Source organism: Prevotella sp. HMSC073D09 (assembly GCF_001814145.1).
In the GTDB taxonomy this organism is placed as follows: Bacteria; Bacteroidota; Bacteroidia; order Bacteroidales; family Bacteroidaceae; genus Prevotella; species Prevotella conceptionensis.
The window spans coordinates 42841-57186 of the sequence record NZ_KV815126.1; the positions used below are offsets into that span (position 1 = coordinate 42841).

Annotated in this window: 7 protein-coding genes; 5 read left to right on the forward strand and 2 right to left on the reverse strand. The window is 48.1% G+C overall.

Annotated elements, in window-relative coordinates; all coding sequences use genetic code 11:
• Positions 1-14: 14 nt before the first annotated feature.
• Positions 15-1499 (reverse strand): IPT/TIG domain-containing protein, encoded by a 1485-nt coding sequence (locus HMPREF2955_RS12200; RefSeq protein WP_070723731.1) that lies wholly within the window; start codon positions 1497-1499, stop codon positions 15-17.
• A 534-nt stretch (positions 1500-2033) separates the two neighbouring features.
• Positions 2034-4793, reverse strand: a complete 2760-nt coding sequence (locus tag HMPREF2955_RS12205; RefSeq protein WP_070723732.1) for a hypothetical protein — start codon at positions 4791-4793, stop codon at positions 2034-2036.
• Between the two features lie 339 nt (positions 4794-5132).
• On the opposite strand from HMPREF2955_RS12205, the gene HMPREF2955_RS12210 reads away from it, so the two are divergent.
• The 5 genes from HMPREF2955_RS12210 (at position 5133) to HMPREF2955_RS12230 (ending at position 14298) form a co-directional block, all read left to right on the forward strand.
• Positions 5133-7844 carry a glutaminase family protein gene (locus HMPREF2955_RS12210; protein WP_070723733.1) on the forward strand — a complete coding sequence of 904 codons (2712 nt, stop codon included), beginning with the start codon at positions 5133-5135 and terminating at the stop codon, positions 7842-7844.
• 171 nt (positions 7845-8015) lie between these two features.
• Positions 8016-9302 (forward strand): family 43 glycosylhydrolase, encoded by a 1287-nt coding sequence (locus HMPREF2955_RS12215; protein WP_070723734.1) that lies wholly within the window; start codon positions 8016-8018, stop codon positions 9300-9302.
• Between the two features lie 140 nt (positions 9303-9442).
• Positions 9443-10579, forward strand: coding sequence for an endonuclease/exonuclease/phosphatase family protein (locus tag HMPREF2955_RS12220; protein ID WP_070723735.1), 1137 nt, complete (start codon positions 9443-9445; stop codon positions 10577-10579).
• A gap of 51 nt (positions 10580-10630) precedes the next feature.
• Positions 10631-12121, forward strand: coding sequence for an IPT/TIG domain-containing protein (locus HMPREF2955_RS12225; protein WP_070723736.1), 1491 nt, complete (start codon positions 10631-10633; stop codon positions 12119-12121).
• A gap of 182 nt (positions 12122-12303) precedes the next feature.
• Positions 12304-14298, forward strand: a complete 1995-nt coding sequence (locus tag HMPREF2955_RS12230) for a hypothetical protein (protein WP_070723737.1) — start codon at positions 12304-12306, stop codon at positions 14296-14298.
• Positions 14299-14346: the final 48 nt, after the last annotated feature.

A 14346-nucleotide genomic window follows, 5' to 3' on the forward strand; every position in this document is an offset into this window, starting at 1 on the left:
CTCTATTTGGAGTTCTATTTTTCCATTGAAATGGTACGTATCTTTCGTCCTTGGGTATCTAGGATGTAGAAAGTGTTAGAGTTTTCGTCGTAGGCAATTCCCGTAGGACTGTTAAAACGAGCCACTTCTCGCAGGTCTCCGTCTTCCGTTCCCCATGTGTTTCCATCGCCAGCTTGCGAGGAAGTGCCGCGTCCTGCGTATGTGCGGACGATGCCGTCGGGGGTGAGATAGCGTATACAGTGGTTTCGGTTGTCGCAGAAGTAGAAATCGTACACATCGTCGCGGTTCTCGGCAACGTATTTCTTGTTCTTCACGAAACAGCCTTGGTAGGGTCTGTTTACTCGTGCACCGGTGCCAACACCGTCTACCCATCCGTCGTTTCGCGCTTGTCCGGCCACAACGTATGGTGGGGCAAAGCTCTTGGTGGTTTCGTTATAGTCGGAACGCAGAATGTAATGCTTGTTTATAACCACGATATAGCAGTACTTGCCAGTGGGGTGGATGAAGATTTTAAACTCCCAACTCACATCTTGAATGGTAAACAGCTCCTTAAAGTTGCCGTCGGTCCAGTTGGGATACCATGTTCCGCCGCTTGTAACGGTGTTGAAGTAGTTGTTCATGTCTAGGCGGAAAACCTGTCCGCGCTCGTAACTGTTGAAGTAAAGTTCGCCGTTTTTGGGATGCACGGCGGCTCCGTTGCACTGCTTGTAGGCAGCTAAGATTTGCGATTTTGATGCGTCGGTGAAGGTCCCATCGGCGTTGCGCTTAACAATCCACACACTGGGACTTTGCAACTGGCGGTCGTCGCGGTCGGTGGAGATGAGCATATATTGCCCGTCGTTCGAAAAATCGATGGAGCGTAGTCGGTGGTTGTCGAACTTGGACATAGAGAGTATGGTCTTTACCTCCTTCTTTTCCATGTCAAGCGCTTGTATGCCGTGTGCATTTTCATCGTAAACGGCATACAGAATGTTGTGGTTTAAGGGGTCGAAGGTAAGGCATCCTTCGCCGGCATAGCCTGTTGCCGTGTTGAAAGGGCCGTCGTGCCAACCTTGGTCGTCGAATTGGTTACGTACGCCACTGAGCGTTCCCACAACCATTTTTCGTTCATAGTTAAACTTGCTGCTGGCCGTTGCGCTCTGTTCGTTGGCTGTTTTGCCGCCAACAGACACCACCACCTCGCCCGAATAGGCCTTGGCAGGCACCAAGCAGTAAAGGCAATCGCCCTTAACACTGATGAGAACGGCGCGCTGTCCGCCAATGGTGACTTTGACATTGTCGGTGTCGTTGCCGAAGTTGCTGCCGTAAACAACCAACTTTTGGTCCACTCCGCCCTCTTTGGGGATGAAGTCTGTCACGGTGACAGGTCGAGATGGGTCGTATTCTGCAGAAGAAACGTCTCCATTGTCGCTTCGACATGCCGACATGCAAGCAACGAAAAACAGCAAGGCTCCCCATGCGAACCTTTGGCCATAGATGTTTAGATTATTTTTCTTCATAAATATATTGTATTTAAACTTTTATTTCTAGTTCCCGGTATTACGCCCTCCCAAAGGGCACTTTCCCGATGTTTAATGTGGTAATTCCATCAGCAAAATTAGTGAGAATTGAATTGTTGAGATAAAACAAACCATTCAAAAGATAAAAAAAACAGGGCATTTGCCTATTTTTTCTATTGAAAGATGTAGAAAATGAAGTGCAATTGTAAATGTGGCTCGATAGACAATGCATGTGGCAAGTACTTGTTTGTCGGGATTAAAACATCAATTTGAAATAGCCTCGCATGACATCTATTGTTATAAGGAACAAATAGCCGTTGATTGTGCTTTTAAGCCTTTGTAGTGTGATTGCAAAGCGGCTGTAGCACGACTACCAACAAGTTGTAGTGTGACTGCGGGTAAGGGTAGCGTCATTACAAAAGGCTTGTAGAAACGGCCTTTATGGTTGTCAACAGGTAAGATGGCATGAAAAAGGCCAAGGTTAAACACAAATGCGTTTGAACCTTGGCCACTAAAAACAATTAAACCTAAATCTTACTTAACGATGAATTTCTTTCCATTACTGATGTAAATGCCTCTTTTAAGTGGGCGTTTCACTTCCATGCCTTGTAGGTTGTAAATCTTACCGTCTTCAACGACATCGCTTTTAACGTTGTCGATGCCATTAATGGTGCCTTGAGAAACCTTCTTGCCGAAGTAGGTAAGGCGGAAGTTGTCGAACACAGCCCAATCGCCGTCCACTTGTTTGTCTTTGGTTACGCCGATGGTAAGTTCGCCTTCGGGGCCAACCTTAATGATGTGGGTGTACACTTTATATAGTCCGCATTCGAAATATTCGGCTGCATCCATCACATCGTCGGGTTGTTCGCCGGCAGTACCGGTCCATCCGATGCCTGGGCATTGGTTCATTCCTGCTGCGATAGAGGGCAGTGCAACCTCGTCGCCCTTACCTTTATATTCGATATAGAGCATGGCATGGCGTGCAGGAGCCGTTCCTTTGGCAACCTTTTGTTGCAAGTTCTCTCGGCTGCCATCGCGATAATAACCTGTCATGTTTACCTGATAATAACCTTCGGGCAAGTTGCTTACAGTTTGGTTTACCTCGAACGAGTTTAGGTAGTATGCTTCGCACACGGGGTTGGTGCGTCTGCCGCGGTCGATAACGCCAAGGTTGGCATCCTTAAAGTCGCCTTTTTTGTCGTTATTCCATTTCTTAAAGAGGTCGGGGCGGTTAAAACCAGGGTTGGCAAGCAAGTAAGTTGCATCGACAGGACGTTTCTCGGTAGCCGTTGCGAGCAGCGCATCACGTTCGGCCTTGGTAACAAGTTTCCATTCGGCGTTGGCATTCTTGGCCACGGCAGCCTCAACAGAAACGGTATTCCAAAACTCCTTATCCATAGCCTCGTCGGCATCGGTGTTGGATTGTGGCGCAAAAGCCAATCCTTGGGCATGGTTGTCGCCCTTTACGATGTTGTAGACGTTGGCCTTGCCTGCGACGGGAACGAACGCCCAAACAGCTTTGTCTGGAATGTCGGTATAGCCATTATAACCCAAGTAATTGCCTGCTTTACCACCAAAGCGATTGATGGTGAAACCGTTTCCTTCGGCTGCAACGGTAAAGAGCAAACCGGGAACGTCTACGGCAGCATGCGTATTCCAATCGGAACCGCCCATAAGGAACTTCTGAGAGGCCACATTGTAGAAATAGAATTCGCCTGCACCCGCTTTGGCACCCTTGTAAATGTCGGGCATCTTGTCGGCAGCAACAATCTTACGAGCCACGCGCAGGTCTACAAGAGCCGCCTTCATGTCGGCATTGGTCGTGGCGGTTTTGGCCACCTTCTCGGCCTTTACCGTGGCGGCATTAAGCTGTGCATCGTTGTTCTTATTGATGTTTTTGCAAATTTCAGTCGTTTTTACCAAGGCAGAATAGTTCTCTGAGCAGGCAGCAACGGCATCGTAAGCCTTTTGTAAGTTAGAGGTTGCGGCGATAATGGCCACAGGGTCGGTAGAGGTGAGGGTCTTGTTGGCTGCTGCAATGGCATCTGTGTATTGCTTGCTCAATGCAGGGGCGACGGCACCTTTAAACGCTTTTGTTGTGGCAAGTATCGCTTTAAGGTCTTTCAGTGCCTCTTCTGCGGTTTGAAGAACTTTCGAACCAAGGTATTTTAAAGAGAAGTTGGAGATTACGCACCAATCGTCGACAACGCCAGCCTCCTTTTTAACGCCCAATTTCAGTGTTCCATCTGTAACGGTAACGGTTATTTCGGGGTTTTGGTAATTGCCCTTCCATAAGGCGCAGTTGGCCTCGTGGGTTGTATTGGGTACGTATAACCCACTATTTTGCTTGTTCTCGCGTTCGGCTTGGAAATTAAATCCCTCTTCGGGAGCTTTTTTCGCACCTGCGTAAAGAGACATGATGGGGGCAGAAGTGCCGTTGGCATAATAGGTGGCGCGAAGTTGTTCGGTGCCATTGATAAACTTGTCGGCACCATATCCGTACATTGCATAGTTGCGCGTTTCGCTTGAACCGTCTCGATAATATCCGCGTACGCTGAACTTATAGGTGCCGTTGGGCAACCCGCTGATTGTTTGATAGAAATCGAATGTTTGCGTGTTCCAGAACTCTTGGATGGTGTTTGCCCTCACAATGTCCCATCCGCCGCGATAAGTAGAATGCTCGGTGTTAGGTGCAGCCGTACAATCCATTTTGAAAAGGTTGTTCTTCGTCACGAGGTCGGATGCGCCGATAAGCCACGTTACGTCCACGGGATGTTCGGCAGAGGCCTTCGCCTTTGCATCGGCAATACGTTCTTCTCGTGTAACAAGCTGCCAAACGCTGTTCTTCTCCTTATCTACTGTGAGCAGGTTATTGTCTGCCCCTAGCACCAAGGCATCGCATTCTAGCCAGTATCCGTGTATGGATTGCATGTTGTCGGCAGGCGATAGCTCCCAATCCCCAATGTTATCGGCGGGCATGTCCCAATAAAGCAAGCCTGCATCTCCAATTTTTTTCGATACGCAGTTGCCTTTGTAAAAGATGGAACTCAACCTAAACGTCTTTGCTCCTGTTTTTTCAAAGGTGATGGGTAGGCCGCGCGTACCCACGTTAACGGCCGTTGCCCATCCGTCTTTCACGGTGTTGTTGTTTTGAAGCCACAAGCCCGTGGCGACATTATAGAGATAATATTCCCCTCCATTGCCGATAGCATGTCCTGGCCAAGGCGTGGTTTGGGCGTTGAGCAGGGTTGCGCTCAACAATCCTAGACCTAATGATAGTACTTGCTTTTTCATAAGTTGTTTTTAGTTAAAATAATTACTCTATGTTCGTTAAGGTTTCGGCATATATCAAATATAGATACAACCCTGCATGGGGTTGGGTGCTTACACCATATTATATATAGAAACTTGAACTATTTGTTGCCGATTGTTTACGCTGCAAAGATAGACTTTATTTTAAGTACCGATGCGTAAAATCCGTTCAGAGTATAGCAAAAAAGAACCAAAGGGGCTTGTTGGTCCGATTTTGTTATTATTTGGAATGATTGTCGTACCCTTATCTAAAAGGGACAAGTAATTTTGCAATGTAATCAGAATTAATGTTTAAACCAATACCATAGTATTTTGTTCAATATGAAAAAGCTATTACTTTGTTTGGTTGGTGCGGCAAATATGCTGGCGGCAGAGGCGCAGGGCGGTTCGTTTTTCGAACCTTATCGGCGTACCAGTCTTCGCTTGCCGTCTGTCCCACTGATTGTAAACGACCCCTATTTCTCCATTTGGTCGCCTTACGATAACCTATACGACGGCACTACACGTCATTGGACGGGACAGCAGAAAGCCATTGACGGCTTGTTGCGCGTTGACGGAACGACCTACCGATTTATGGGAAAGGAGAAGGGCCGACTACTGAGACCCGTGGCACCAATGGCCGACACGGGAGCGTGGAAAGCAAAGGTTAGCTATGCAAAACCAGCGGCAAATTGGGCGCAACGCGACTTTAACGACAGCAAATGGCAAACACAACAGGCGGCGTTTGGCACGCCCAAAGAGTATCCTAACATACGTACGGTTTGGACGGACACCAATTCGGACATCTATATACGTAGGCATGTGACGCTGAGCAAAGAAGACTTGGCGCGCGACTTGTGGCTGATTTACTCGCACGACGATAAGTGTGAGGTGTACGTAAATGGCGTTTTGGCCATCGAGACGGGCGAAACGTGGGTGCAGAACGAAGAGCTGATGTTGTCTGCTAATGTAAAACAAAGTTTGCGTGTTGGCGACAACGTCATCGCATACCACGTGCATAACACCACAGGAGGAGCCAATGCCGACATCGGACTATTTGCCAACGTGAAAGAGAAACACAACAACATGCGTAATGCCGTACAAACGGGCTGCGACGTTATGGCCACCAACACTTACTATACGTTTCGTTGCGGAGGCGTAGACCTGCGTTTGGTTTTCACCGCACCTATGTTTCTCGACGACCTGAACTTGCTTTCTACACCCATTAACTACATATCTTATCAGGTTTGCTCCAACGATAAGCGAAAGCATGATGTGCAGATATTCTTCGGAACGACACCCGAACTAGCGGTGATGAAGAACACCCAACCCACGGTTTCGCGCATACAAAACGTTAACAACATTGACTATGTGCGAACGGGAAGTGTAGAACAGAACGTGTTGGGCAAAACGGGCGACATCATTTGCATTGATTGGGGTTATCTGATGATGCCCAACGTGAACGGAAACGTTACGATGGCCGACCAGAATGTTGTGGAAAGCCAATTTATCAGTAAGGGAACGCTGGCCCAACGCGATGCACTGCGTATCAAGAGCAATAACGAAAGCGAGATGCCCATGTTGGGCTACTTGCATAACTTCGGGTTGACGGAACGCGATTCTAGTTATATGATGATAGGTTACGATGAAGTTCAAGACGTGCAATTCCTTGGAACGCGCTACAAAGCCTATTGGGCGAAAGATGGGCAGCAGCTCACTGATGCCTTCGAAAACTTCCGCGATAATTATAAGTCGTACATGCAACGTGCGCGCCGATGGGACAAGATTATATACGACGATGCCTTAGCGGCAGGAAACAAGAAGTATGCCGAGACCTTAGCAGCATCTTATCGACAAACGTTAGCCGCCCATAAGCTGTTTATGGATAAGGATGGCGACCTGATGTACTTCTCGAAAGAGAACAGTTCGGGTGGATTTATCAACACGGTAGACGTTACTTACCCTGCCGCACCGCTGCTTTTTACCTATAACACGCAGTTGGAGAAAGGTGCATTAGAGGGCGTATTCAAGTATTGCGCCGACAGCTCGCGCTGGGGATTTCATTTCCCTGCACACGACTTGGGTTTCTATCCCATAGCCGACAAGCAGACGTATGCCTCTTGTTTCCCAGGTGCCAAGGGCGATTTTGGCAAGAACATGCCTGTGGAAGAGGCAGGAAACATGGTTATACTCACGGCAATGACCTGTTTGAGAGAAGGAAAGGCCGACTTTGCCAAGAAGTATTGGGACTTGCTGACGATGTGGACAAACTATTTGGTAGCTAACGGACAAGACCCAGCCAACCAACTTTGCACCGACGACTTTGCCGGACATTTGGCCCACAACGTAAACCTTTCTGTAAAGGCCATTATGGGAATTGCAGGCTATGCACTGATGGCACAGATGCAAGGGGAGAACGCCACATACCGCACTTATATGGACAAGGCGCGCCAAATGGCTGCAACGTTGGAACGAACGGCTAACGATGGCGACCATTACCGATTGGCTTACGACCGCAGTGGCACGTGGAGCATGAAGTATAATATGGTGTGGGATAAGCTGTGGGGGCTTAACCTCTTTTCCAAACAAATGAAACAGAAGGAGTATAGCTATTATCTTACAAAGGCAGAACCATACGGCATACCTTTGGATAATCGCGAAAGATATACGAAATCAGACTGGGAGATGTGGACAGCATGTTTGGCCGAGAACCAAGAGGGCTTTGCACGCATTGCCGACCTAGTGTGGGAGTTTGCCAACAAAACAAAGAACCGAGTGCCGTTTAGCGACTGGTATTGGGTGAACAGTGGCGACTATCAGATATTCAAAGGTCGCTCTGTACTTGGCGGACATTGGATGAAGGTGCTGATGGATAACTTCTTGAAGAATAAGAAGTTTTCGACAGGCATTGAGAATGAACCTCAAACTTCCGACACCTCGAAGAAAGAAGTGGGACGATACGATGTAGACGGACGGCGACTATCTACTCCGAAACAGGGAATAAACGTTGTTCGGTACAAAGACAAGACAGTGAAGAAGGTGGTGGTGAGGTGAGTGTATGAGGTTTTGAGTTTTTAAGTTGATGAGTTTTTGAGTATTTAAGTTCTCAAACCCCATAACTATAACTCACAAATTCACAAGCTTATGAGTTTATAAACTTGACAACCCGTGAACTTACCAACTCACGAAGATTTCAATGTAACTAAAAGTTGATAACCCCTATTTATGAAAATAGACGCGATAAAAAGAATAGCCCTTGTAGCCAATCTGCTGATGTTGGCCGCAGTTGTTCGTGGGCAATATACCAATCCGGTCTTAAACAAAGACATGCCCGACCCAAGCGTTGTACGTGCACCCGATGGCCAATTCTATGTTTATGCCACAGAAGGCGGTGGGCTGTGTGTACCTATTTATAAGTCGCGCGACCTCGCCACACGATGGCGATTTGCGGGTTCGGCCTTCAACAGCTCAACTCGTCCCACTTTTATAAAAGGTGGAAACATCTGGGCACCCGACATTAATTATATCAATGGGCAATTCGTTCTTTACTATTCGATGGCCGAATGGGGGAAGGAATGGAACTGCGGCATCGGTGTAGCCACGTCTCCTTCGCCCCGTGGAGGGTTTGTAGACAAGGGAAAACTCTTTACCAGCACCGAGATAGGCGTACAAAACAGCATCGACCCTTGTTTCTTTCAAGACGATGACGGCAAGAAATACCTCTTTTGGGGTAGCTTTCGCGGCGTGTGGGGTATAGAACTGTCTGCCGATGGATTGGCTTTAAAGCCTGGTGCAGAGAAGTTTCAGATTGGTCCGAACCACAATTGGATGCATCATGGTACTGAGGCCACGATGATTGTTAAACGCAAAGGCTATTATTACTTCCTGGGTTCGTTGGGCAATTGTTGCGAAGGAGCCAACAGCACCTACCGAGTTGTGGTGTCGCGAAGTAAAGACTTGCGTGGCCCATACGTCAATAAGCGCGGTAAGAAGATAATGGATGTGGGCGGTTCGTACGAAAGTGTGCTGTCGGGCAACGAATTTGTGGCTGGTCCTGGCCATTGTTCGCAACTGATTATCGACGATAACGGCGATTATTGGATGCTTTATCACGGGTTTGATAAGACAGATATAGATGCTGGTAGGAAACTTTTCGTGGACAAGGTGTTATGGGATGCTGATGGCTGGCCCTATATAGCGGGCAAGCATCCGTCGAAAGGAGGGGCGGTTCCCTTCTTTAAAGATGGCGAACTTAGCGGCATTGCTGATGTGGATGCCACGCAAGATACCTACACCATTGCCCGCGGCGGCAACAATTATTATCAGATTTCAAGCCCCGATAACTCTGCCTTCACTTGGGAACTCTACGCCATAAGCGGCGAAAAGGTAAAAGCAGGCAGAGCCATAAACGCACAAGACTTGTGGCTGAACGATGTGCCCGTGGGCATATATGTGGTAAAGGTGCGGGGAAATAGCGGCAGTGTTAATCAGAAAATCGTAAAGGTTCAGTAGAAATATCTCTGTATCGAGGACTATCTTTCGCCAGACGTGCAGCAGAACCAACCTAATGCCACGCCCCAAACATCAACGTATAAGGTGGTGAAATAAGAGTAACTAGAAACCTAGAATAGTATTTATTAAAACCAAGAACAATGAAAAGAGAACATCTTTTTAAACGCAGTTGTCTGAATGCAGCATTGATGCTGCTGTTTGGCTGTTGCTCGATAGCGTGCAGCAAAGAAGACAACAATCCCACTCCTGAGCCTCCAAAGCCTGTGGAAGTGTATCAAGACCTGAAAGTTTTCCAACTAAACACATGGTTTGGAGCAACGCAAGTGAACAACGCTTATAATGGATTGGTAGACGTTATTAACCAAGTGGACCCCGATGTAGTGTTGTTGTGCGAGTTGCGTAACGACCTATTGCTGAAAAAAATCCCCGATGGCGACGGCGAGTACACACATCGGCTGTGCCAATCGTTAAAGACAAAGTACCAAAAAGATTATTATGGCAAAAATCATGGCACGTTTGTTGGCGTGCTGTCGAAGTACGAGATAAAGAGTTTCAAGGTTCTTCCCACACCCACCGACAACTATATGATAAAGGTAACAGTGGAAGTTCGTGGACAAGAAATGACCTTCTATTCTGCACACCTCGACTATAAGCACTATGCTTGCTATCTGCCGAGAGGTTATAATAGTGGTCCTGATTGGTCGAAACTGCCCAATCCTATTACCGATAGCGAACGGATAATGAAAGACAACCGACTGAGTACGCGCGACGAGGCGATGGAAATGTTTCTCGACGATGCCCAAGGAGAGATGAATAAGGGGCGTATTGTTGTCTTAGGTGGCGACTTTAACGAACCGTCCGACCTTGATTGGCAGGCCAACACCAAGGATTTGTACAGTCATAACGGCGTAGTGGCCAACTGGGACTGCTCTGTAATGTTGAGAAAGGCTGGTTTCGTAGACACCTATCGCGAGAAATTCCCCAACCCCGTAACACATCCAGGTTTCACATTCCCTGCCGATAACAAGGATGCCAACATTGGCCAGCTGTCTTTCTGCCCCGAATACGACGAGCGCGACCGTATCGATTTTGTGTATTACAACAAGTCGCAACCTGTTGAATTGCTGAAAGCCGAACTCGTCGGACCGTCTGGTTCCATCTATTTTGGCAAGCGTGGAGCCAACGATTCGAAGGATGTCTTTATCGAACCAACAGGAACGTGGCCCACAGATCATAAGGGAAACCTTACCACACTTAAAGTTCGCGTGAAGAAATAGGCGCGGCATAAGATTGTAAATACATAGTTAACATTAAGACGAAACCACAATATGAAAAGGAATAAACCCACAATGAGGCGTTGGATATACGCGCTCTTCATAGCCGCTTTGTGTGGCAACATAGCTGCTTGCGGCGATAAAGACGAGGACAATACACCGAGTTACAACCCTAATGTGCCTGTAACCATCAGTCGTTTTACGCCTGCCGAAGGCAGCGAAGGCCAAGAAATGGTTATCTATGGCACAAACTTCGGACTCGACTCTAAACAGGTAAACGTAACGATTGGCGGAAAGACAGCTAAGCTAACGTACGTAAAGGCCGACAGTATTGGCTGTATTGTGCCCTATTGGACCGAGTCGGGACGGTTTGAAGTGGAGGTGAAGGTGGCTCAACAATCAGCCAAGGCCACTACAATGTTTGCATACGCCAGTCCGTTGATGGTGCGCACGCTGATTGGTTACCGCATAAGCGACGGCGACCCAGGGTGGAACGATGGTAAATTTGGTACGGGCAAGGACGACGGCTCGGCTACTTTCGGCAAGCAAGCCGCCTTTATGAGGTTCGACCCACAGAACCACGACCACCTATATGTTGCATACGAAGATTTCGATTATAGTGGCTATGGTGTGCAACTCTTCGACTTGAAGGCGAAGACTGTTACCACCGTGATGCACGGCAGTAAGTGTTTCGAAGGTAAGCGCTTACGTGCAATAGACTTTACGGCAAAGGGCGACATGGTGATTGCCACCGACCGCGACGACAGCGGTGACCGTTCTACTAGTGTGTGGATTGTTAAACGCAACGCCGATGGCAGCTTTACCGACGAGTCTAAGTGCGAGGTGCTGGCCGCTTACAAGCAATGTAACACCGTTGCCGTGCACCCAGTTAACGGAGAACTATACTTTAACAGCTACGGCAACAATGCGATTTATCGCCTAGACGTGGCCAAATACTATGCCAATGCCTCGGAAACAACTCCTTGGGACCCATATCTCACGGGCAACAACTACGAGCAAATGCTCACCCTTGGTGCTAGTCGCTGGAACTTTAACATCACCATGCACCCCACAGGCAAGTACGCTTACGTAATAGCACTGAATCAACACTGCATCTATCGTATGGATTACGACGAGGCTACTAAGCGTTTCAAGCAGCCTTACCTCGTTTCTGGGCAGCAGGGTGTGAAAGGATGGGCCGATGGCAAGGGCGACGGCACGTTAATGAACTTCCCCTATCAAGGCATATTTGTGAAGAATGCAGACTACGTGGCACAGGGCAAGGAAGACGTTTACGATTTCTACTTCTGCGATTACGATAACTATTGCGTGCGTTACCTCACACCCGAAGGTCGTGTTCGCACCTTTGCAGGGCGCGGAGCAACATCAGCTATGGGCGATGGCAACACTTGGGGGCCTGATGATGGCGACTTACGAGAGACGGCGCGCTTTGGAAGTCCTACGGGCATTGCCTACGATGAGCGTACCGAAACATTCTACGTTTTCGACACCTATTATAAGAGTGTGAGAACAATAAGCCGTTGAAAGCACACCTTTAACCATACGTGGTGCCGCCAAATCGTTTTGGTTGCATAGCCAAATCATTGGCGATGCCACGGCAGGTTACTTGTTTGGCGTCTTTCGCATAGAGAGACGGTATGGCCTGAAGATAGATAACGTCAACTGTTATTGACGATATTCACAGCATAAAAACAACAGAGAAAACGATGAAACGAATAAAAGTCATTCTGCTAGGTTGGGCGTTTGTAGCGAACATTGGTCCGTTACAAGCGCAAGGCTTGTCGATGTCGCTTAGCCTAAAAACGCCAGGCAATCCGTCTGAAACGCGCCAATTGCAACAACAAGGGCAATATTGGGCGACCGATGGACCATTAAGCATTGTGTCTTCTACTACGAAAGACGGCGACGACGAACTGCTGACCGTTACCCTCTCGGCGCGCGAAAAGGTGTATTTCCACCTCGAACTCAGCCTCAACACAGGGCTATCGTCTAGCGAGACAGAGTTTTACATGCCTGGTTTCTGGTATCATCGCAACATGCGCTCACCCCAAGAGGCTCCTTCTTTCAAGACGAGTAAGCATTGGTGTTTTAGAGAAGACCGTATGTCTACACCGTTAACTAGTGCTTTTAACCCACACGATGGGCAAGGCATTTCTGTATTGCGCGTGTTAGATACACCTTGCGATGTACAAGTTCAGCTAACTACGGGCGAGATAATACTTCCTGGGCGCACATCCGTGGGTTATGCAGGTTTCGACGGCGAGGGAAACACCGTGGCCTTAAAGTTTGGCTATCCTTATAAGGAAACTCCCAAACGATACATCCGCAAGTTAACGCTCATAGACCCCATAACGGCTTTTGCCAAGCTAGAAAAGGATGAACAGCAAACCTTGCGTTGGCGCATACATCGCTATAAAGCTAATGATTTCGGCAGCTTTGTTACGCAAGTGTGGCAGTATGGCTACGACCGCATGCAGCCACAACCCCTGAAAAGTGCCTACACGGGTGCAGAAGTGAAAGCTGCCCTCAGCGATTACTTCCGCCATTCGTTCGTAGACCGCTACCCATTGAAATACAATTCGGGGCTCTCACTTCGGGTTAACGACTGCCTACCAGAAACAGAAATGCAGATAGGCTTTTGCGGACGTGTGTTGCTTAATGCCTTCAACGAGATAGAATACGGTGTCGAAACAAAAGACGAAGACCTTGTTAACAAGGGACAAGCCATCTTCGACAGTTTTTTGAGCAACGGATTTGGGGAAGGTGGCTACCTGCACGACTTTGTAAACTTCCGCGACGGTTTCCCAAAAGAAAGCATCCATTCCATTCGTCAGCAAAGCGAGGCTGTGTATGCTGTACTACATTATTTAAAATACGAGAAGAGCCGCGGTCGTCGCCACATAGAATGGGAGCGGCGCATACGTACCATTCTCGACAACTTCGTTGCCTTAATAAAAGACGATGGGCACTTCGCTCGCAAGTTTAAGTCTGATGGAACAGACGTCGATGCGTCGGGAGGCAGCACTCCTTCGGCTACCTCTGCATTGGTGATGGGGTGGAAATACTTCGGCAACAAGAACTATTTGCAAGCCGCTCGCCGAACGGTAAGCTATGTGGAGAAGAACATTATCTCGCAAAGCGACTATTTCTCGTCTACGCTCGATGCCAATTGCGAAGACAAGGAGGCCGCCATTGCCGCCGTAACAGCCACCTATTATCTGGCTATGGTTACTAAGGGCGAGGAGAGAAAACACTATATCGACCTGTGTAAGCAGGCCGCTTACTTTGCCCTTTCCTGGTATTACACGTGGGATGTGCCCTTTGCACCTGGCCAGATGACGGGCGAACTGGGACTGAGAACACGCGGATGGGGTAATGTTTCGGTAGAAAATAACCATATAGACGTGTTTGTTTTCGAACTTCCCCACATCCTTAGCTGGCTGGCTCAGCAAACGGCCGAACTGCGTTTTAAGGGCATGTACGATGTTATTACATCTTCGCTCAGTCAGCTGTTGCCTGTTGCTAACAACCTTTGCGGTGTGGGTAAGCAGGGCTTCTACCCCGAAGTGGTGCAACATACCACGTGGGATTACGGACACAATGGCAAGGGATTTTATAACGACATCTTTGCGCCAGGCTGGACAATTGCCTCCCTTTGGGAACTATATTCTCCTAATCGTACAACAGATTTCTTGAAATAATACGGCCGTTTTTCGGTTTGTTTGAATAATTTCGTACCTTTACGCAAC